Raw genomic sequence first — 20,944 nt, 5'->3', positions numbered from 1 at the left:
CACGCACTGGCCACGGCGGCGGCCACATTGCGCCCCGACGAGCTGCGCCGGGTGGCCAACCGCCTCGACGGGTATTTGAATCCCGACGGTGACTACGACGAACACGACCGCGCTCGTAAACGCTTCTTCCACATGGACCCCCAGGGTCCGGACAAGATGACCAGCGGGCGGTTCTGTGTCGAACCCGAACTCGCCGCCTACCTGGAGGCGATCTTCGCCAAATGGGCCAAACCCGGCGCCTGCCACCCCGACGACGAACACCCGGCCGTCGACGAGGAACCCTCCGAGGACGCCGTCAAGCGTGACCGCCGCACCACCGGGCAACGCCAACACGACGCGCTCAAGGCGTTGTGCCGGGCCATGCTGGCCTCCGGCCAACTCGGCCAGCACCGCGGGCTGCCGGTCACCGTCATCGTCTCCACCACGTTGAAGGAACTCCAAGACGCCACCGGCCACGCCGTCACCGGCGGCGGTGCCCTCCTGCCGATCCGCGACCTCATCCGGCTGGCCGGCCACGCCCACCACTACCTGGTGCTCTTCGACGACCACGGCCGCCCGCTGTATCTGGGCCGGTCCAAACGCATCGCCAGTCCCGATCAACGCATCGTGCTGCACGCCAAAGACCGCGGCTGCACCGCACCCGGCTGCGCCGCCGCCGGCTACCGCTGCCAAGTCCACCACCTCGCCGAATGGGCCGACGGCGGGCCCACCGACATCGACCAACTCACCTTCGCCTGCGACACCCATCACCGCGACATCGACACCGAAAACGGCTGGCAGACAATCAAAGACCCCAAAACCGGGCGCACCCTGTGGATCCCACCCGCCATCCTCGACCCCAACCAACTACCCCGACGCAACAACTACCACCACCCCGGCGAATACCTCACCACCGACGACGACCCCGACGACCAACAACGCCGCGCCGGGTAACGACGACGCCAAGCCAGGTCGCCGGGTGTTGACGCGTGGTATAAAGCTGGTCAGGCGGCCTCAGGATTCCAGCCTGGTCCACGGAAGGTGTAGCCGAGCCGGTGCCGCCATTTTCTGGCACCACGCACGTCGCGCCAGATCGCAGCGAACTCGTGAGTGGCGACGCGCAGTGGGTTGAATGTGTTGATGTTCTTGGTCAATCCGTAGACCACCCGCTCCCCTTCCGGTTCGAAGCTGCCGAACAACCGGTCCCAGATGATGAGGATGCCGCCATAGTTCTTATCCAGGTACTGGTTGTTGGATCCGTGGTGCACGCGGTGATGCGATGGGGTGTTGAATACGTACTCAATTGGGCCCCAAAGCTTATCGATACGCTCGGTGTGAATGAAGAATTGATACACCAGGCTGATCGACTGCTGCAGCAAGATCATCCACGGCGAAAACCCGAGGAAGGCCAGCGGCAGCCAGAAGGGCATCGAACTGAACGGCGTCCACGGCTGCCGCAGCGCGGTGGACAGGTTGTAGTGCTCGCTGGAGTGGTGCACGACGTGGCTGGCCCAAAACAACCGAATGGTGTGGTGCGTGCGGTGGTACCAGTAGTAGGCGAAATCGTCGGCGACGAACAGCGCCACCCAGGTCAGCGGATTATTGGCAGGCAAGTGGATTGGGGTCAGCAGGTACGCGCCGGTGTAGACGGCGACCACCGCCAGTTTCCAGCCGATGTTGACGATCACGTTGCCGATCCCCATGGATAGGCTGGTGCGCGAGTCACGGAACTCGTACCCGACCTCGTCGTCTGGCAGGAAGTAGTACGAAAGCGCCTCCAGCGCCAGACAAATCACGAAGACCGGTACGGCATGCATGATCAGGTCAAACATGGATTACCCCTCCGCGGCGGACATTATCGTGACGATCCGGCCGAGCAAGTCGTCGGCGAGTCGATAGGCACCGTCGGCATCGCGAGCGGCAATGCGTTCGGCGAGTGCAATGTGGGCGTCGCGGTCGGCGAATTCCGCTGCGGCGCCGAGATTTGCGATCTCTTGCCACCCAATGTCGGTGAAGGCAGTGACGAGCGTGTTCAGCGCGAGCCGATAGGCGAGGTTGCCGGAACCGTCGATGACCGCGGTCCAGAACGCCAGGTCGGCGGGGAAGACTTCCGCTGTTTCGGACGTCGGATACGCCTGCGCCGCAACGGAAATTGCGGCCACCTGAGCGTCGGACGCCGCCTGCGCACAGATCCGGGCCGCATCAGCGCCCACGGACCGACGCATGACGGCGATGTCGTGCATGACCTGCAGCGCAGGAACGACTCCGGTGGCAGCCAGTGTGCTGAGCACGTCCAGCCCGGCGGAGTTGCGCCAGTCCAGCACTCGGGTCTTTCCCCCGTGACTGATCTGCACCAGTCGCGCTTGCTGCAGACGCTTGAGCGCTTCCCGCACGGCGTGGCGGTTCACGGCGAAGGCCAGCGCCAACTCACGCTCGGGCGGCAAGGGCCCGCCGACGGCAAGCCGGCCCGACAAGATCTCGCCGAGGAGATGGGCGAAGACGGCATCAGAGACGGCGGCCCGGGGAATCGGTGCGATGTCCATGCACCCAAGAATGCGGCTCGGAGCGCAACTGGTCAACTGGTTGTACCAGTGGTCCCCGTCACATAACTTACCGGCTGGCGCCCTACGGCTGACTTCAGCGCGCGCGTGCGATGTCGCCCACACCACAACCTTGCGGGCGTAATCTGAACGTCGACATTTAGTCCGCCAGCCAGAGGTGATCGAACGATGAATCCCACGGCGGACATCTCTACAGACGTCCAGCGGGCGCGGGAGTGCTTCTTCGGCGGCGGTTCGGTGGATACGGGTTTGCTACGCGGCAGCATTCTCGACTCGTGGCGCCGCTCCCGCGAGTCGGATGTGGACCCGGAGCGAGTCGACCTGCCGTTCGTCCGCGAACCGAACACCGACTCGCCGTTTCTGCGCGCCGCCGCGCCGGTCCTGCGGAGGCTTTCCGACGATCTGGCCGCACAATCCATCGCAGTGGTGCTGACTTCCGTGGACGGCGTCGTTCTGGACCGCCTGACCGCTGATCGCGCGCTGATGAACGCAATGGACGGCATGCGGCTCGAGCCCGGCGCCGGCTGCGGCGAGGATTTGGTGGGTACCAACGCGGTGGGCACCACGCTGCGTACCGAACGGCCTACGTTCCTCGGCGAGGGCGAGCACTACCTGCACAGCCTCGGCGCGCTCGCCTGCGCCGGCGCGCCCATTCGGCATCCCCTGACTCGGAGGGTCATCGGTGTTATCGACCTGACCTGCTGGGCCGACCGGTCGAGCCCGCTGTTGTCCGTCCTCGCCAACGGCGCCAGTAGCCACATCGAGGACCGGATGTGCGCGCTCGCTAGCGAGACCGAGGCCGCGCTGCTGGAGATCTACCGGCGCGAATGCCGCCGCAATGCACTCGGAGTGATGGCCGTCGGCGGCGACGTGGTGGTCATGAACCAATACCTGCGCCGCAAGCTCGACGTGCCCGACCGACTCGCGCTCACCGAGCACGCCAACGACCTGTGCCGAACCGGGGCCGTCGACACCCTGGTGGCCAGCCTGCCTAGCGGCCTGTCGACCAAAGTAGTTGCGGTAGAACGCGTTATCAGCCGAGGTTGCCTGCACGGAATCGTGGCGCACGTCCAGCCACAGGCAGTCGCGACGTTGGATCCCGCGCCACAAGCTCATGCCCGCGACCGTGTCCTGGAGTTTCTGCGCCGCAACCTCGCGGACCCCGGCCTCGACGCCGACCGGGTTGCTGAGGCGTGCGCCGTCTCTCGCCGGACTCTGTACCGCATCCTCGGCAAAGAAGGCGTCACGTCACAGCTGCGCCGCATGCGGATCGAACGCGCGATGCAGATGCTCCTCGACGAACCGCAGCTGCCGGTCGGCCGGGTCGGCGCCGCCTGCGGATTCGACAGTGAATCCGGGTTTCACCGGGCATTTCGGGCAACGACGGGCCAGACCCCGGGCGAATATCGGCAACTGGGCACACCCGGCAAGTAGTCGTGGCACGGCAGGTCAGCCGGAGCGGCGGGTGGACCAAGCATCGTGTTACCTGCGCGCGGTCATGACAATGCAGGAGGTCCACCATGAGACAAGTCGGGCACGCCGCGATGGAACAGTTCGACCTCAGCAGTCGATCCATGCATTCCCAGCCCTACGACCACGGCGGGCTGCTCGATGAAGTCGTCGATACCGCGACGTCGGTGCTGGACCTGACCGGCGCCGCGATCAGTCTGGTCGACGAAGACCGGATGTGGTTTGTCACCTCGAATGTCGGCGTTGTGGCCGAACTGCTCGAGCTGTGGCAGGAGCGTCATCAGGTGGGGCCCGCGCTCGCCGCGGTCACGAGCGGCGATCCTGTGTGCATCGCCGACCTGAGCGATCCCGACGGGCCGTGGCCGCGCTATGCGGCGACCGCGCGTTATGCGGGAATCGGCGCGGTCGCGGTGATCCCGTTGCGAGCGGCCGGCGACACGATCGGCGTCCTTGCGCTGTACTCGAGCCAGCCCCGGACGTGGTCAGAGCCGGACTTGCGCATCGCGCGGTCGCTGGCCGAAACCTCGGCGCAGTATCTTTCGGGCGCAATGACGCACCCGGCCGCTTAGGCGAGATCCTTCGGGCGCTCGACTTCTCCTCGTCGGTCCACCTCCCTGCTTCTCCAGCATGTCGGTCAGCTCGTCGGCGCTGGTCGACCCCAACACGTTCGACAGCCGCCGCAGTCGAGCCAGCGGAGTTATCGTTGGGCGACAAGCATCACCACGAGAGCGGGCGTCGGATGGCACAGTTCGACGGGGCCCGAACCGATCGGGACGTTCGCACCGGAATCGCGGCCGAATTGGCGGCGGCCGGCTTCGGCGACGCCGAGGAAGTCGGTCGTGGCGGCTTCGGCACCGTCTACCGCTGTTTCGAGTACTCGTTGGACCGCCACGTCGCCGTCAAGGCGATGACCGCCGAGGTCCGCGGCGATGAGCGTGAGCAATTCGTCCGGGAGCAACGAGCGCTCGGCCGGATGAGCGGCCACCCACACATCTTGCAAGTCCTGCAGGTCGACATCACCCCCACTGGACGACCATTCATTGTCATGCCGTTCCACTCCCGCGGTTCGCTGGAACACTTGATGCGCACGACCGGCCCGTTCGGGTGGCGCGAGGTGCTCTCGATCGGCGTGAAGATGGCGGGCGCGCTGGCGGCTGCCCATGCGATCGGCATCATCCACCGCGACGTCAAACCGGGCAATATCCTGCTCACCGACTACGGCGAACCGCAGCTCGCGGACTTCGGGATTGCGCAATTCGGCGAGGCCACAACAACGTCCAGCCACACAGTCAAGGGCACACCCGCCTACACCGCGCCCGAGGTGCTCGGCGGGGCATCTCCGTCGGCCGCATCCGACATCTACGGGCTCGGCGCCACCCTCTTCTGCCTGTTGACCGGGCATGCGCCATTCGCGCGGCGCTCGGGCGAACCATTGGAGGAGCAACTCGCCCGCATCGCCACCGCCTCGCTACCCGATCTGCACTCGCTCGGCATCCCGCACCCGGTCTGTGACGCTGTTACGGCGGCGATGTCGCCGATGCCTGCAGACCGACCCGCCTCCGCGCTCGAACTCGGCGAGCGATTTCGGGCCGTGCAGCGCGAATGCGGGCTGCCCGTCGATGTCATGGCGGTGCCGCCCAAGGCCGAATCCCCCACGGCCGCAGTCATGCCAGGGTTGTTCTCTGGCCCCGGCTCGGTCACCCCGCCACCTCCGCCGAGCACCGCGACCAAATTCCGACCGCCTACCGCGCCGGGTGCCACCATCGAGCGTTCGCGGCTGCTGGATCTGATTCGTCGGGGTGGCCGCCGGCGCCTGACGCTGATTCACGGGCCCGCCGGTTTCGGCAAGACGACCCTGGCGAGCCAGTGGGCACGCGCACTCGCCGCCGAAGGGGTGCCCGTCGCCTGGCTCACCGCCGACCCGGACGACGACAACGTGGTGTGGTTCCTCGCGCACGTCGTGGAGGCCATCCGTCGAGTCAGGCCGGAGCTTGCCCAAGAGATCGGCGCCGCGCTCGAGCAACGCGCCTCGGACACCGCCCGATACGTACTTTCGACGCTGATCGACGAGATTCACGACAGTCACCGCGCCATGGTGCTCGTGATCGACGACTGGCACCTGGTCACCAGTGAAACAACTGTTGCCGCAATGGATTACCTGCTGGAACATAGCTGTCACCACCTGGTGGTGGTCGTCGCCAGCCGGACTACTGCGGGGCTGCCGGTCAGCAGGCTACTGATGCACGATGAACTCGTCGAAATCGATGTGGCCGAGTTGCGCTTCAGCACCGCGGAAGCCAATACGTTCCTTACCGAGGCCAATTCGCTTCCGCTCTCGGATGCGGACGTGAGCCGGCTGCAGGAATCGACCGAAGGCTGGCCCGCCGCACTGCAGCTGGCGTCGTTGACATTGCGGGGGCGTTCCGACCCCGGCGCTTTCATCGACGCGCTCAGCGGCCGGCATCGGTCGATCGCTACCTACCTGACCGAGAATGTCCTCGACGAGCTCGATCCCGCGATGCTCGACTTCATGATGGAAACCGCCATTACGGACCGGATCTCCGGCGAGCTTGCCCGCGCCCTCACCGGGCACGACGACAGCCACGAACTACTCGACGACATCTGTGACCGCAACCTCTTCCTGCGCCGCCTCGACGAGTCCGGCGAATGGTTTCACTACCACCGTCTGTTCGCCGACTACCTGCAACGCCGACTCGTCCGACAACACCCTGGCCGGCTCGAGGTGCTGCACCAGCGGGCCAGCACCTGGTTCGCCGAGCACGACGTGCTCAGCAGCGCCGTCGATCATGCCCTCGCCGCCGACGACCCGGACCGCGCGGTCGAACTCGTCGAACAGCATGCGCTCGACCTGATGGAACGTGCCCGCACCGCCACCTTCCTCGGCTTGCTGGGCAAGCTGCCGCAGCGAAATGTGGAGTCCCGGCCGCGATTACAGCTCTGGGCCGCCTGGGCGAGTCTCGCCATCCAGCGCTGGGACGGGGTCGCCCGTGCCCTGCGCGCAGCGTCTGCGGCGCTCGACTCGGGCGCGGTGTGCAATCCCGACGAAGCCGCTGGGTTGCGCGACGAAGTAGCGCTGGTCCGCGTGGGACAGCAGTTGCTCACCGACCGCTACGCAGGAGTCCCGCCCTCGGTCGCCGAACACCTGGCCGACGTGGGTAATCCGTTCGTCGCCACCTCGGCCGCAAATATGGCGTCGACCGATGCGCTGCTGCGGTTCGACTTCGCCGAGGCACGCCGCTGGCAGCAGCGGGCGATGCCGTTGCATCGCGGACACAAGGGCCTCTTCGGACTGGTGCACGGCCGGTGCTACGCCGGGTTGGCCGCATTCGAACAGCTCGACATCGACGCTGCCGACGAGATGTTCAGCGGCGCAGCCGACGCGGCTCGACGGTCCGGCCCGAACCGCCACGCGGCCCGGATGGTTGGTGCATTGCTGGGCGAATTGCGCTATCACCAGGGCCAACTGACAGAGGCAGAGCAGCTGCTCGACGCGAGCGCCGAGCTCGGACGGCAAGCCGGCTTCGTATGGTTCCTGCTGGCGACCTACCGAATCGGCGCGCGCGTCAAGGCGATCCGTGGTGACCGAGCCGCCGCCGACCGCCGGCTGGCCGACGGAGCCGAGATCGCCGAGCGGTACTCGCTGCCACGGCTCGCCGCAGCAATCACGGCCGAGCGCATCAGGCTCGGGCTGCCGATACCTGATGACGTTCGGGCCCGGCTCCTGCAGCTGCCGCTGTATCGGCGCCAGGACAACGGAATCCACGCCGACATCGCCGAATTCGACCAGGCCTCGGTGATTTGGCTGCTGTTGGCCGACGGCTCGGCGTCAGCCGCCGAACAGGCAGCCACCCGGGCCGGTGCCATGGTGGGCGAAATCGGCACCCAGCCCCGACCGCGCGCGATGTTGCAGGCGCGGTTGTTGCACGCCTGCTGCCAGTGGGCGGCCGGCGACCACAATCGTGCTGAAACCGCTCTGGCCGAGCTTATTCCGCAGTGCACCGAGCACGGCTTGATTCGGTTTGTCACCGACGCCGGCCCGAACATCACCGACCTGCTCGCCGCCGGACCGGCATCGCTCACGGCGCGGCTTTAGGCGTACGCCGCTTCGAGCTCCTGCAACGCCGTTTCCAGATGGGTGAGGATGTGCTGGAGGTGCGGGACGCTGCGACGGCAGCCGATCAACCCGAAGTCGAGATTTTCATCGTTGTTGGTCAGCGTGATATTGAGCGCCTGCCCCTCGGCGACCACCGAAACCGGGTACATACCAGTCAGTTTGGCGCCGTTCCAATACATCGGCTGTCGCGGGCCCGGAACGTTGGACACGATCACGTTGAATGATTGCGGCGCGATGGACAGCGCTCCAGGCACCGGCGCCGCAAGCATGGGCGAGAGGGCGGCCAGTGTCCACGCCAGGCCTGAAATTGGCCCGACAGACCGATACAGGTCCTTGCCGCTGTTCATTGATGCGCTGATCACCGCAAGCCGTTCCTTTGGATCGGCGATCTCGGTACCCAGCCGACACAGAATCACGCCGACGGCGTTGCCGAGCGCTTCATCCTTATCTGCGGCGCGGGTCGAGATGGGCACGAAGGCGTTCAACGATCTGTCGGGCAACCCGTCGTGCTCGGCGAGATAGATGCGCAACGCTCCGGCGCACATGGCCAGCACTACATCGTTCACCGAGACACCCGCCGCGTCCCGAACCGCATTGATGCGCTTGATTTCCCAAGACTGCGCGGCAAACCGCCGAGCCCCGCCGATCGGCACGTTGAGCATGGTCTTCGGCGCGGTGCCGGGCAGGACCAAGTCCTTGTCGCCGATCGCCTTCTGACCGATCCGAACGGCATCCGGAACCAATTCCGCGAGCCCGGAGGCAACCTTCGCACCGCCGTCGAGCACCGCGCGCAGCGGTGAAACCGGCGATTTGCGTGCGGCGGTCCGGGCGGGAGCATCGCGCCGCGCCCAAAATGCCGGACAGTCGTCGGCATTCGGGTCGGTCGACATCCTCCGTTCCAGATGGCGCAAGGCGCTGACACCGTCCATGAGGGCGTGATGGACCTTCATGTACACGGCGAACCGGCCATCGGCCAAGCCTTCGATGATGTGCGCTTCCCACAGCGGGCGGTGCCGGTCGAGCAGCGTTCCATGCCAGCGCGAAACCACCGAGAGCAGTTCCCGGATCCGCCCCGGTGAGGGCATCGCAACCCGCCGAATGTGGTACTCGACATCGATCTCGTCGTCCTGCGCCCATGCCCAGGTGCTCACGTTGCCAATCGGCGAGACCGGACGCTTGAGGTAGGTCGGGTGGTAGTTCACGTCGGCGACCATTCGCTCGTAAACCCCGCGAACGTATTCCGGACCGGCGTCCGCGGGCGGTTCGAAGAGCATGAGGGCGCCCACGTGCATCGGGTGTTCGCGAGATTCGGCGAGCAAGAATGCCGCGTCGAGCGGTTGCATCAGTTCCATACCGAGACCTTTCCGGTGTGTGAGCCGCAGTTTTGCCGGTGGCAGCGGTAGTACGCCGCACGTCTGGCCGACGCGGGTCGTGGCATTCGAGAGTTCCCCAGGGAGGTCGCTGCACTCGTAAGCAGTTGCAGAATACACTGACACCGCATCTGTAATCAACGTTTACACCGCTTGCGCATGTGTTACTATCGATACGTGCAAGCGTCACTCGACGGGCCCGTCGACTCGCTGCCAGTGCCCGAACCGAAGCGACAATGGAGTCTCGACAATGACCGATGCGACGCAAACAACAGTTCGCGATTCACTGAGTGACGCCGCTCGCGATATGGGCGCGTTGGTGGATGCGCTCGGTGAGCGAATTCAGCCCGGTGCGGAATTCGCTGTCACTACGGTCGGCAATTTCGCAGCCGCCGTCGAGTCGGCCAGAAACGCTGGATCAGAACTCCGTCGCGCGGTGACCATCCTCGTCAATAACGACCAGCAGCGAGCAACCGATTCGGTGGAGATCGGCGTAGTCGAACCTGACGCGAGCGACGGCGAAATGTCGGTCGCGGAATCGTGGTCGACCGCAGTTCACGATGTCGGCGCTCTTGCCGACGCGCTCGGTGACGACGTTCGACCAGCCTTCACCTTGGCGGTCGACGCCGCCTCAACCGTCGTCACGTCAATAGACTCAGCTCGCAGCGCTGGAAGCGGTGCCTGGAATACAATTCGCAAACTCGCCTAGCGACGGCAACTCTCTCGAAATCCTCGTCGCCTGACGAAAGTCGCGGCACCCAAACAAGGAGCGGCACATGCACGACGAATATTCGAGAATCGTTATTGGCACCGACGGGTCGGCGCCGTCGCGCAGTGCGATCATGGTGGGCGGCGCGATTGCAGCGCGCCTGTCGCTGCCGGTCACAGTAGTGACGGCATGGAAGCCGGACCTCGCGGTTCCCGGCGCCCGCGAGCAGTCGTGGGCCCAGATGACCACGAAGTCCGCCGACGTTGATCTCAGCGAGTTCGACATCGACACCGTCGAACGCGTCGAAGCTAAGGGCGACGCCGCCACCGTGCTTGCCGACGTCGCGGCTTCGTCACCACCGAGCCTGCTAGTCGTCGGCGCCCGAGGCCTCGGCAGCCCGGCCAGCCGACTGACCGGTAGCACTGCCAATCAGCTGTCGCATCACAGCTCCGCGGACGTGTTGTTCGTCCACAATCGCCTCGACGGATTCAAAACCGTCGCGCTAGCCACCGACGGCTCGGCCACGTCGATTTTCGCCGCAGAGCAAGGGATCCGGCTCGCGAAAACCTTTGGCGCCCAAGTCATTCTGATCACAGCCAACTCCGACGAAGCAGCGGGCAAGCAGGTGCTCGCCGATGTCGCCCGCCAACTCGACAGCGCCACCGAATTGGCCCAGGAGGTGGTTGGCGGTGACGCCGCCGACGCAATTGTCGAAGCGGGCGCCGCATATGACCTGCTGGTAATCGGAAACCGCGGAATGAGCGGACTGGCCCGAGTCCTCGGCTCGACCGCCAACACCGTCACACATAAAGCGACATCGAACTTATTGCTCGTCAACACCACTCGAAAAACTGGATAGCCCGCGCAGAACCTCTCGTCATTGTCGCGAGAACACAATCAATCGGCCGATATCTGTGGCAGCGGCAATATGGTCCGACGGGACTCCTAATTAGGATGACCCGCGTTGGTTGGAGTGCGGCGTCAATGGCTGCACGTCGCGCGGCAAGTGACGGGAGGCGAGTGGATGGCTCACACCGGCAACGCGCACTGGTCGATCAAGCTGCTCCGAGATTCGCGATGGACTGCGACGGCAATCGAAAAGTTCGTCGCCAAATACCGTCAAGGCATACCCGGCTTACCGGCCCCTACCGTCGATGAATGGGATTGGCAGCTCGAAGCCAGGTGCCGGAACATGGACCCGGCAATTTTCTTCCCGCCCAGCCAGCGCGGGCCCGAACGCGCCCGACGGGAAAAGGAAGCCAAAGCGGCCTGCGGCACCTGTCCAGTACTACTCAATTGCCGCATGTACGCCGTGAAGGCTAAAGAGCCGCATGGCATTTGGGGCGGCTTAACAAGCCGCGAGCGGGCCATTCTGGAACTCCACGGGCGTCGGGCGGGTTTGCACTGCCAGGACGGGGCCCCCACGGGCACACGAGGCTCGACGCGAGGAGTGCCGATGGCGGAGGCGACCGGTTCGACAGTTGACGCGTTGCTGGCAAACGCCAGCCCGACCTACGCGCAGGAAGCGGGCATCACCGTAAAAGACAAGCCTGCGGCACTGTTTCAACTCCTCGAAATGCCGTTGTTGCTGAGCGCACGAATCTCCAGCGATATCGCCGTCGCGGCAACGAAAGAAATATTGGCGGCCGGGCTTCGCACGCCGGAACGCGCGCGTAAGGCGTCGCGAAAATCGGTGATCGACGCGTTGGGCCGCGGACATTACGTGCGGTATGACGAAAGCACCGCAACCCGACTGCACGAAGCGGCGGAATTGGTCCAGCAGAAGTACCAGGGAGACTTGCGCAAGCTAGCCGAACGCTCGGACTCAAACGTCGAGCAGGCAACGGAATTGCTCACCGAGTTCAAGGGGATCGGTGGCGTTGGCGCCGCTATCTTTCTGCGCGAGGTGCAGGACACCTGGACGTGGGTTCGGCCCTATTTCGATGAACGCGCGCTCGAGGTGGCCCGCGAGTTGCGGCTCCCCGACGATCCGAAAAAGCTCGCAAAGCTCGCGCCGGGCGGTGCGTGTGCTCCCCTTGCGGCCGCTCTGGTGCGGGTGTCGCTCGACAAGGCATTGGGGTATTGACCGGACTAAGAAACGACACGCCGGCCGGGCTGGTGGCCGACCAAAAGACGGCGGCGTAGATCTCGTTCAGCGACAACCGACTCGCGAACGGGGTGACCGATGGACGGATCGACACCACGGCTGCCGAAGTGGGGCTCGGTGGCCGAATGCGACGGGCCAACACCGTGGCTCGTCGTGGACGAGGCTGGCGAGGTGGTCGAACCTATCCGCCGCTATCTCGTTGAGTTTGCGGCCCGCGGCAACCGCCCGAGCAGCGTACGCAGCTACGCCTACGACTTACTGCGGTGGTGGCGTTGGCTGCGATTGCTCGACGTGCCATGGGAGCGCGCCACCTCGGCCGCCGTTCGCGATTACTCGCTCTGGCTTGCAGCAGCGACCAAGCCGGGCGCGGTTGCGCGGACGACATCGGCCGCCACGGCGGGCACCGTCAACCCGATTACCCGCAAGGCTTACCTGAACGACCGCTATCAGCCGCGGACGGTCCGGCACGCGCTAGCGGTGTTGCGCGAGTTCTATGAATACTGGGCCGAACTCGGTGAAGGGCCCGTGGTCAACCCGGTGCAGCGTGTGATGCGGGCTCGCCCGAACGCGCACCATAACCCGATGGATCCATTCCTGCGCGAGGGCAGGATGCGATACAACCCACCAATTCCGAAGCGCCGGCCCCGAACGCTCTCGGATGAGCAATGGCGTGATGTCTTCGCCGCGCTGCGCTCGCATCGGGACCGGGCACTGCTGGCTCTTACGCTGAGCAACGGGGCCCGCGCGAGCGAACTGCTCGGCCTGCGCGGGATCGACATCGACTGGGGCGATCAACTCATTCGCGTGATCCGCAAGGGCCGCCGAGCCGAACAGTGGCTGCCGGCCAGCGCCGAGGCGTTCGTATGGCTGCGGCTCTATCTGGCCCAAGCAGATCCGGTCGGGCCGAACGAGCCGATCTGGCGCACGATCCGCCGCCGCGACCGCGGCGCGGGACTCGCCGAGCAGTCACTGACTTACGATGCGCTGCGCGCAGTGTTTCGGCGTGTCAACAGCACCCTCGGCACCAACTGGTCGATGCACGATCTACGGCACACTGCGGCGTTGCGAATGTCTCGCGATCCGAACCTGACCTTGCGTGACGTACAGGTGATCCTCGGTGTCCGTGGCCATGGAAAAGTCTCCACTGGTGGCCGGTTCGTGGTCCCCAACGGTGGCCAGGTGAGGTCCCCGTTGGTGGCCGTCTGAAAGTCCCCACCGGTTTGTTTTGACGCGTGTTGCTACCCGGGCGTGAGGGCCTGGGTGGTGACGGTGATTGGTGCTAGCCATATCCCCGTCACCACCCAGGAGACCCATTGAAGTCAAAGTTGGAACGGATGGACATCATTTCCGCCTATCGCGAGGTCGGCACCTATCGGGGTGCGGCCGAGTTGTGCGGCACCACGCACAAGACGGTCCGGCGGGTGATCGAGCGGTTCGACGCCGACCAGAATGGGCAGCGACCACGCTCCCGGGCGCGGCGGGGCCACAATTACGACGCGGTCGCCGATCTGGTCGCCGAGCGGGTCGCGAAGTCCAAGGGCCGGATCTCGGCGAAACGGTTGCTGCCGAAAGCGCGCGCGGCCGGTTACACGGGTTCGGCGCGCAACTTCCGCCGCCTGGTGGCCGAGCAGAAAGCGTTGTGGCGCACCGATCATCACCGTGGCCGCCGACCCGGCGTGTGGGCGCCGGGTGAGTATCTGGTGATCGACTGGGTCGACGCCGGGGCCGGGCTGCACCTGTTCTGCGCGGTGCTGGCGTTCTCACGTTGGCGGTTCGTGCGTTTCGCTGGTGATGAACGTGCCACCACCACGCTGGCGTTGATCGCCGAAGCCCTGGCCGAAATCGGTGGCGTGCCCGCCAACGTGCTGGCCGATCGGATGGGCTGCCTCAAGGGCGGTGTGGTCGCCAACGTGGTCGTCCCCACACCCCAATACGTGCGCTTTGCAACGCATTACGGGTTCAAGCCCGATTTCTGCAACGCCTCGGATCCGGAATCGAAAGGCATCGTGGAAAACCTCTGCGGGTATGCCCAGCAAGACCTGCTGATACCGTTGCTGACCGACGCCGACGAGGGCAAACCGGTCGATGTGCATGCTGCGAACGTGGCCGCGCGCAAGTGGTGTGCGGAGGTCAACGCGCAGCTGCATTCGGAGATTTGCGCGGTGCCCCAGCAACGATTGCAGGCCGAACGTCAAGTGCTGTCACCGTTGCCGTCGCTGCGGGCACAGTTCGGTCCCGCCCCGGTCACCCGCAAGGTCGACAAACTCTCGTGCGTACGCTACGGCTCGGCGCGCTATTCGGTGCCGACCCGGTTGATCGGCGCCACCGTGCACGTGGTCATCGACGCCGGAAAGCTACTGGTGGTCGAACCCAGTACCGGTGAGGTCGTTGCCGAGCATGCGCTGGCCGCGCCCGGCACCGCCAGCGTGCTCGACGCCCACTACGACAAGGCTCGCCCGGCCACCCCGAACCGGGGTCCGAGACCGAAAACCGTGAGCGAGCAACGGTTCTGCGCGCTCGGTGCGGATGCCGAGGCTTTTTTGATCGGTTCGGCCGCGGCCGGCAACACCCGCCTGTCTGCGGATCTTGACGTGCTGCTGGGCTTGGCGGTCGCCCATGGGGAGGAGGCGTTGCGGGCCGCGCTGCGCCGCGCGGTGGCGTTCCGGCGGTTCCGTGCAGTCGATGTGCGCTCGACTCTGGCCGCGGGTGCTGGGACCCGCAGCCCCGCCCGGCCGGTGAGGCGCTGGTGGTGGATCTGCCCATAGCACCGACGCGCCCGCTGGATGCCTACAAACTCCCGGCCAGTACTGACGATGAGGAGACCGCGGCGTCATGACCAGCACCCAACAAAACCCCACTGGCGTTGCCCCGCACGGTGTTGCGCAGCTGCCGGCCGACTTGGACTCGGGGTTGCGGCGTTTGAAGCTGGCCACCATCCGCGCCAGCGCCGCCGAGGTGCTGTTGACCGCCAAAGCGCAGCGCTGGTCGCCCGAGGAGGTGTTGCGCACCCTGGTCGAGGCCGAAATCGCCGCCCGTGACGCCGCCAACACTGCCCGCCGGCTCAAGGCCGCGGCGTTTCCGGTGCTCAAAACCCTCGACACCTTCGATGTCGCCGCTTCCTCCATTGCGCGGGCAACCTTCGATCACCTCGCCACCCTGGAATGGGTTCGCACGCAATCGAATCTGGCGCTGATCGGCCCGCCGGGCACGGGTAAGAGTCATACCTTGATCGGGTTGGGGGTCGCGGCGGTGCACGCGGGATACAGGGTGGGCTACTTCACCACCGCCGACCTGGTCGACAGCCGCTATCGCGGGTTGGCCGACAACACCGTCGGCAAGGTCATCGACACGCTGCTGCGCAACGACCTGCTCATCTGCGACGAGATCGCCTTCGCCCCGCTCGACGACACCGGCACCCAGCTGCTGTTCCGGTTCGTTGCCGCCGCCTACGAACGCCGCTCACTCGCGGTGGCATCCCATTGGGCCTTCGACCAGTGGGGCCGGTTCCTGCCCGAACACACCACCGCCGCAAGCATTCTCGACCGCCTACTCCATCATGCGGCCATCGTCATAACCTCCGGAGAGTCATTTCGGATCCGCGAATCCCAACTCGGACAAAGCCGCAGATGATGATCCAGAGCGTTGGGCCGAATTCGGTCTACCTAATGGTCACCACGCGGGTGGACCGAGGTTGAAACCGATCACCCAGGCAGCCAAGAGCCCCCCGACGACGAGAACGGTGATGAGATACCCGATTGCCGCCTTGCGGGTACGGGGAACGATGCTCGCCAGAAGGCCAGGAAGTGCAAGCCCGAAAATGGAAACGCCCCATAGGATCCAGTACGAGCGGTCTACGTCGGCGATCGGTTCACCAGGGTCGGGTATCGGGACGTGAAGATGCGACTCTGCAAACAATGTGACGGGGAGATAGATGAACGCCCCGACCACAAACCCCAGCAGAACGCCCCACCCTGCGGCCCACTGCTGCTTCCGCTCGGCGCCATTGCTTTGGCTTGTCGCCACGCCCGGGCCCCTCTTATCGGAGGCCGGTCCACGAGTGCTCGACGCCATCGCCCCAGATCAGGAATGGCTTCGCAACGCCTAGCTCACACCCTTCTGCCCCGACGTTGGAACCTTGCTGCGCGGGGAACCCGCCGGTGTCATCACCGTAGGCATAGTCGTAGACGTCATAGACGTGCGAGCGTTGCCGTAGTTCGATCTGGTGGCCGCCGGGCGGACCTGGTTGCGCTATCGCGGCGGTGGTAGAGCACAAACGGAACCGCCCCAGCGAGTGCACCGCGTCATGGTCGGCGCAAGCGACAAGCTCCCAGTCGGTGCTCACGAGGACTTTTGCTGCTTGTCCCGCCGTATCTGCGTGATCAATCGCATGGGCGATCACATCTTCCTTGTTCGCCGCGATGACTGCCGCTGGAGCCGCAGGTTTCGGAGCTTGGTAATTGTTCGATGTTTCGGCTGCCCAACAATCAACGAGTTGTGGGTCGAGAATGTAATCGGTGCCTGTGTTTTCATAGTAGTGGTCCCACAGGTCCTTTGAGTGAGGCTCGTTTTGGTGATCGAAGTATTCTCCCACCAGTTTGGCTTCGGCGATATTGGCGAGCGACAGTTTCCCTTCAGGGTCTGGCATTGTGTCGTAGTTGCTCAGATCCACAGGACAAGTAGGAGGCGAGTGCAATGGGTCTTTGCAGTACAACGGATGCAGTGCAGTGTCATAACTTTTGAAGCTCTCCGCGGGAACGAGAAGTCCGCGCAGGTAATCCCCGTTGACGTAGATCGAACCGTGCTGAAATTGTTGGATTGATCCACCAGGATCGCCGTCGACGGCGACAGCATCGGAAGTCGGGTAGCCGTAGGAGCTTCTCTCATAACCATCCTGCGACCACACCTCGAGGATCCGACCAGCCACCGCATGGGCTCCTGAAGACGGCGACCAGTAGATCATCCCAGCTTGGAACCGGTTGCATCGGCCGACGCCATCCGGTGTGACAATCTCGTCTGACGTGGGATACCCGAGCGCACTTCTATCTGCACCTAGATCGGTCCACTTCTGCCTGATGGCCCCTTGGATATTATGCGCACCGGTAAGCGGCGACCAGTAAATCGAGGCACCCCGGAACTCTTGTCGACGACCTGAATTCAGCACGATCTCGTCTGACGTGGGATAACCGAGAAATCCAGCCTCGTATCCGTAGTCTCCCCATTTCGTCAAGAAGTCGTGCGCCACAGGGTGAGCGCCAGTCGCGGCCGACCAGTAAATGTTGCCGCCGAGAAATTCTGACCGTCGTCCAAACCCATCGGGATTCACGAGCTCATTGCTTTTGGGAAACAGCAGGAAGCTGCCGGGTCCTCCCAGTGAATTGTATTTGTCGAGGATCGCGCCACAAACCTGAAACGGCGCCGGCGGAAATGTCTGGCATACCACTTGCTGATCTCCTTCTCAGGGCTTGGAGCCCGAATGGGGGTCGGCTCATCACAACGAAAAACCGAATTCGATCACGCGTTTCGAACGTATACGGAAGCGATCTTGGTCGCAAACGTCCCTGGTGAGGTGCCGCGTCAGGCCACTGCGAGGCGTCGCTGACGGTCCGATCTCATACCGGAACTTCCTGCTTTCGACAATCCAACGATCTAGCCGTCGGCCTACTGCGGACGCCCACAAGTCAAGCCGGGCATCGCCCGGGGACTTCTGCTTGGCCACAAACGGGGACAACAATTTGGCCGTTGACATCCTCGGTCACGCCGACATCGATACGACCGCCTCGGTGTACCTGTTCGAGGAGGACACCGAGGTCGCCAGGCGCGTGGTCGCGCATCTCGACCAGCGACGGACGACGACACCAGCCGAGCCACCGACAACAAGCTACGACCCTGCTCACCTCGCTGTCCTGCTTGGCGGTCGAGAGCAATGAGGGCGCCGACACCGACCCCGGTCAAGCGGGCGGCGATCTGGCACGCCACCGAGGAACAGCGCACCATCTGGGGTGCACGTGGCGGCGTCGGCGGTCCCCTCGATCTCATGTCCGCCGAGCAGGTTCTAACCACACTGCTGACGTCACCCGAGATGGCCGATCGATCACCGCGTCAGCAACGTCCCGTCATGACTGCCGCTCGCAGGATCCTCGACTGGCTGGCCGCCCAACCCGGCGACGGTTGGCAGCAACGCTGGGAGGCCGCGAACCCGAAGGACACCACAGATTGGATCGGCAAAATCAGCGTAGACGATCATCGATCGTTGGAGAGGAAACGCGTAGTCTTCCTCGACGCACTCTTATGTCTCATGCTGGTGCGGTTCATCCTGCCCAGCCACCGGTTTCTGCGGACCCTGCAATCGAAGAACCTCTACACCAAGGCCCGCGCCACCTTCCGATCGGATTTGTTCGCGCAAGTCGAGCAGAAAGCCCGCGAGTTGGAGCTTCGAAAGTTCCAGCGAGTCCAGGCGATCAACACCCTCACGACGCTTGTGCTGCACAGCGGACGTGACCTCGATGCACTGACCTTCGACGACTTCATGAACCTGCGCCACGCGACCGGCCGGCCCGGCGGGCAAACCCGAGGCGGCATCAGCATCGGCTGGGACCTCGCGCGGGGCATCTCACAGATTCCGGATGCACCGTTCCACACGATGCGGCTCCGCGGACAGCTCTCGACCGCAGAAATCGTCGACTCACACAACCTGCACTGCCAGCCCGTTCGCGACGTGATCGTGCGCTACATGGAAAAACGTCGCCCTGCACTGGACTACAGCACGCTGTCCAACCAGGCGCATATCCTCGCCGCGTTCTGGGCCGATCTCGAAGCCCACAACCCTGGCATCGACTCACTGCACCTGTCCGAGGACGTCGCGGAAGCCTGGCGGCAGCGGGCAAGCGCGGTCGTGCACCGCGACGGCACCGTGCGCGAGAGGCTGTCGGCGTTGAACAACTTCGTGTCGATTCGAGCGTTCTACCTCGACATTGCAGCCTGGGCGCTCGAGGATCCGACGTGGGCTCCGTGGGCGGTGCCCTGCCCGGTGCGGCGCAGCGACACCGCGGGCTACATGAAGAACAAGCGGCGGGTGACGGCACGGATGCATCAGCGTGTCCGCGACCGCCTGCCGCATCTGATGCGCTTGGTCGACTCAGCAGAAGACCACCTGCATCAACAGACCGAGCTGTTGGCCGCCGGACAGTCCGCTGAACCCGACGAGATCTTTCTGCACGACGGCGTCCGCTACCGGCGACTTCCCTACGGCACCGAAGAAATTGGCCCGGTCCGCAGGACAGCAGAGAACCCGGTCACCGTTGAAGTTGTCACCTCCGGTGAGCGAGTCGACGTCACCTATCTCGAGGACGAAGCGTTCTGGGCGTGGGCGATCATCGAGACGCTTCGACACACTGGCGTCCGCGTCGAGGAGCTGCTCGAACTCACCCAACTCGCCCTGGTGAGCCACCGACTGCCCGATACCGGCGAGGTCATCCCCTTGCTCCAGATTGTGCCTTCCAAGACCAACGAAGAAAGGTTGCTTGTCGTCACCCCCGAACTCGCTGGCGTCCTCGCCAGCGTCGTGAGCCGGTTACGCGCCATCGGCGGCGGCGCGATCTCACTCGTGCCCCGCCATGACGCGCACGAACGGGTATGGGGACCACCACTGCCGCACCTGTTCCAACGCACTCGCGACTACCGCTCGTGGGTCATCAACGCCGGAATGGTCAACAAGCTGCTCGCCCAAGCCTGGGGGCGAGCCGGCATCCGCGATGCCGCCGGTGAATCCATCACGGCCACCGCGCATGACTTCCGGCGGATGTTCGCCACCGAGATGGTTACCGGCGGGCTGCCGATCCACATCGCCGCTAAGATCCTCGGTCACCACCGCCTCGTCACAACCCAGGGCTATACCGCGGTGTTCGACGACGACCTCATCCGCTCCTACCGTGCCTTCCTCGACAAGCGTCGAGCCGTGCGCCCAGCCGAGGAATACCGCGAACCCACCGACGCCGAATGGGCTGAGTTCCAGCAGCATTTCCAGACCCGCAAGCTCGAACTCGGCGCCTGCGGGCGCCCCTACGCCACCCCCTGTAATCATGAGCATGCATGCATCCGGTGCCCAATGTTGCGGGTGGACCCCCGCGCCCGACCCAGGCTTGGCGCGATCATCCAGAACCTCCGCGACCGCATCGACGAAGCCCGAGCCAACGGCTGGTTCGGCGAAATTCAAGGCCTCCAAATAAGCCTCGACGCCGCCGCCGCAAAGCTGGCCGCGCTTGACCGCGCCGAACGCCGGCGACTGACCCCGCTCGGGCTCCCAACGACACGTCCGTAAGCACCAAGCTGCTTCTCATGGGCACCGACGCCGACTGAGTTTGTCGAGACCGGTTGGCCACACCGGTCTCGAGGTGGGGTGGACTTCGAAGGGTCGAAGCGTGTGACTTCGAGCGGGTTCATGCACTGTAAAACGCTCTCCTTGGTCAAAAGGTCAAGTCTTCACGCCGACACCTCTGTTACCAAAGTGATAGCTGATGCGGTTGTAATGTTCCGTTGCGTTCGCAAAAGATAGGCAAAGAACGGCTTTAGAGAGCTTTGCTAAGCAACGACCGCCTACGGGGGTTCGGGGGATCA

General features: G+C 64.6%; 16 protein-coding genes and 2 pseudogenes. 13 read left to right on the top strand and 5 right to left on the bottom strand.

All coding sequences use genetic code 11. The features are described 5' to 3' along the window. A partial coding sequence (locus tag FOS14_RS11340) for an HNH endonuclease signature motif containing protein (RefSeq protein ID WP_143770502.1) occupies positions 1-933 on the top strand: 933 nt, incomplete at its 5' end. Positions 934-983: 50 nt separating this feature from the next. On the opposite strand, the gene FOS14_RS11335 is transcribed toward FOS14_RS11340, so the two are convergent. Both FOS14_RS11335 and FOS14_RS11330 read right to left on the bottom strand, forming a co-directional pair. Continuing rightward, positions 984-1,811, bottom strand: coding sequence for a sterol desaturase family protein (locus FOS14_RS11335; RefSeq protein WP_143770500.1), 828 nt, complete (start codon positions 1,809-1,811; stop codon positions 984-986). A gap of 3 nt (positions 1,812-1,814) precedes the next feature. Then, positions 1,815-2,522, bottom strand: a complete 708-nt coding sequence (locus tag FOS14_RS11330; protein WP_143770498.1) for a FadR/GntR family transcriptional regulator — start codon at positions 2,520-2,522, stop codon at positions 1,815-1,817. 186 nt (positions 2,523-2,708) lie between these two features. On the opposite strand from FOS14_RS11330, the gene FOS14_RS11325 reads away from it, so the two are divergent. From FOS14_RS11325 to FOS14_RS11315, 3 genes are all read left to right on the top strand, one after another. Further along, positions 2,709-3,974 carry a helix-turn-helix domain-containing protein gene (locus tag FOS14_RS11325; RefSeq protein WP_143770496.1) on the top strand — a complete coding sequence of 422 codons (1,266 nt, stop codon included), beginning with the start codon at positions 2,709-2,711 and terminating at the stop codon, positions 3,972-3,974. An 86-nt stretch (positions 3,975-4,060) separates the two neighbouring features. Further along, the gene (locus FOS14_RS11320; protein WP_143770494.1) at positions 4,061-4,579 is read left to right on the top strand and encodes a GAF domain-containing protein; all 519 of its coding nucleotides are present in this window, start codon (positions 4,061-4,063) and stop codon (positions 4,577-4,579) included. Positions 4,580-4,713: 134 nt separating this feature from the next. Then, on the top strand, positions 4,714-8,124 hold the full coding sequence (locus tag FOS14_RS11315; protein ID WP_255450250.1) for a serine/threonine-protein kinase: 3,411 nt from the start codon (positions 4,714-4,716) through the stop codon (positions 8,122-8,124). Here FOS14_RS11315 and FOS14_RS11310 read toward each other — a convergent pair. Then, positions 8,121-9,497, bottom strand: coding sequence for a wax ester/triacylglycerol synthase family O-acyltransferase (locus FOS14_RS11310; protein ID WP_143770492.1), 1,377 nt, complete (start codon positions 9,495-9,497; stop codon positions 8,121-8,123). The two genes, FOS14_RS11315 and FOS14_RS11310, sit on opposite strands and share 4 nt — an antisense overlap. Positions 9,498-9,765: 268 nt before the next feature. Between FOS14_RS11310 and FOS14_RS11305 the strand changes: the two genes are divergently transcribed. From FOS14_RS11305 to istB, 7 genes and pseudogenes are all read left to right on the top strand, one after another. Next, a complete protein-coding gene (locus FOS14_RS11305; protein ID WP_143770490.1) occupies positions 9,766-10,224 on the top strand; it encodes a hypothetical protein in 459 nt (152 codons plus the stop codon). Between the two features lie 67 nt (positions 10,225-10,291). After that, positions 10,292-11,083 carry a universal stress protein gene (locus tag FOS14_RS11300; RefSeq protein ID WP_143770488.1) on the top strand — a complete coding sequence of 264 codons (792 nt, stop codon included), beginning with the start codon at positions 10,292-10,294 and terminating at the stop codon, positions 11,081-11,083. A gap of 165 nt (positions 11,084-11,248) precedes the next feature. Then, positions 11,249-11,581, top strand: a pseudogene (locus FOS14_RS24980) (WhiB family transcriptional regulator); the annotation flags it as partial. A 99-nt stretch (positions 11,582-11,680) separates the two neighbouring features. Beyond that, positions 11,681-12,310: an endonuclease gene (locus FOS14_RS24975; protein ID WP_221936699.1), complete on the top strand. Its 630-nt coding sequence runs from the start codon at positions 11,681-11,683 to the stop codon at positions 12,308-12,310. A gap of 99 nt (positions 12,311-12,409) precedes the next feature. After that, entirely contained in the window at positions 12,410-13,537 is a 1,128-nt protein-coding gene (locus FOS14_RS11290) for a site-specific integrase (RefSeq protein WP_143770484.1), read from the top strand. Positions 13,538-13,644: 107 nt separating this feature from the next. After that, positions 13,645-15,167 (top strand): annotated as a pseudogene (gene istA / locus FOS14_RS11285) (IS21 family transposase). Continuing rightward, positions 15,164-15,961 (top strand): IS21-like element helper ATPase IstB, encoded by a 798-nt coding sequence (istB, locus tag FOS14_RS11280; RefSeq protein WP_143770482.1) that lies wholly within the window; start codon positions 15,164-15,166, stop codon positions 15,959-15,961. Before istA ends, istB begins: the two are co-directional and overlap by 4 nt. Before the next feature lie 39 nt (positions 15,962-16,000). On the opposite strand, the gene FOS14_RS11275 is transcribed toward istB, so the two are convergent. Together FOS14_RS11275 and FOS14_RS11270 are read right to left on the bottom strand one after the other, a co-directional pair. Next, positions 16,001-16,354, bottom strand: a complete 354-nt coding sequence (locus tag FOS14_RS11275) for a hypothetical protein (protein WP_143770481.1) — start codon at positions 16,352-16,354, stop codon at positions 16,001-16,003. Between the two features lie 13 nt (positions 16,355-16,367). Continuing rightward, a complete protein-coding gene (locus tag FOS14_RS11270; protein WP_143770479.1) occupies positions 16,368-17,771 on the bottom strand; it encodes an LGFP repeat-containing protein in 1,404 nt (467 codons plus the stop codon). A 268-nt stretch (positions 17,772-18,039) separates the two neighbouring features. On the opposite strand from FOS14_RS11270, the gene FOS14_RS11265 reads away from it, so the two are divergent. Continuing rightward, positions 18,040-18,258, top strand: a complete 219-nt coding sequence (locus FOS14_RS11265; RefSeq protein WP_143770477.1) for a hypothetical protein — start codon at positions 18,040-18,042, stop codon at positions 18,256-18,258. After that, positions 18,255-20,648: a tyrosine-type recombinase/integrase gene (locus FOS14_RS11260; protein WP_221936696.1), complete on the top strand. Its 2,394-nt coding sequence runs from the start codon at positions 18,255-18,257 to the stop codon at positions 20,646-20,648. The genes FOS14_RS11265 and FOS14_RS11260 overlap by 4 nt, the downstream gene beginning before the upstream one ends. The last annotated feature ends 296 nt before the right edge of the window (positions 20,649-20,944 follow it).

This window comes from Skermania sp. ID1734 (genome assembly GCF_007489285.1).
Classification (GTDB): Bacteria; Actinomycetota; Actinomycetes; order Mycobacteriales; family Mycobacteriaceae; genus ID1734.
This window is presented reverse-complemented; position numbering and strand designations above follow the sequence as displayed.

What these genes read in the sequence shown, in the direction of transcription:
- FOS14_RS11260 (WP_221936696.1), top strand. Translation starts at nt 18,255, where the DNA reads ATGAGGGCGCCGACACCGACCCCGGTCAAGCGGGCGGCGATCTGGCAC.
- FOS14_RS11310 (WP_143770492.1), bottom strand. Translation starts at nt 9,497, where the DNA reads ATGGAACTGATGCAACCGCTCGACGCGGCATTCTTGCTCGCCGAATCT.
- FOS14_RS11335 (WP_143770500.1), bottom strand. Translation starts at nt 1,811, where the DNA reads ATGTTTGACCTGATCATGCATGCCGTACCGGTCTTCGTGATTTGTCTG.
- FOS14_RS11300 (WP_143770488.1), top strand. Translation starts at nt 10,292, where the DNA reads ATGCACGACGAATATTCGAGAATCGTTATTGGCACCGACGGGTCGGCG.
- FOS14_RS11305 (WP_143770490.1), top strand. Translation starts at nt 9,766, where the DNA reads ATGACCGATGCGACGCAAACAACAGTTCGCGATTCACTGAGTGACGCC.
- FOS14_RS11325 (WP_143770496.1), top strand. Translation starts at nt 2,709, where the DNA reads ATGAATCCCACGGCGGACATCTCTACAGACGTCCAGCGGGCGCGGGAG.
- FOS14_RS24975 (WP_221936699.1), top strand. Translation starts at nt 11,681, where the DNA reads ATGGCGGAGGCGACCGGTTCGACAGTTGACGCGTTGCTGGCAAACGCC.
- FOS14_RS11320 (WP_143770494.1), top strand. Translation starts at nt 4,061, where the DNA reads ATGAGACAAGTCGGGCACGCCGCGATGGAACAGTTCGACCTCAGCAGT.
- istB (WP_143770482.1), top strand. Translation starts at nt 15,164, where the DNA reads ATGACCAGCACCCAACAAAACCCCACTGGCGTTGCCCCGCACGGTGTT.
- FOS14_RS11330 (WP_143770498.1), bottom strand. Translation starts at nt 2,522, where the DNA reads ATGGACATCGCACCGATTCCCCGGGCCGCCGTCTCTGATGCCGTCTTC.
- FOS14_RS11290 (WP_143770484.1), top strand. Translation starts at nt 12,410, where the DNA reads ATGGACGGATCGACACCACGGCTGCCGAAGTGGGGCTCGGTGGCCGAA.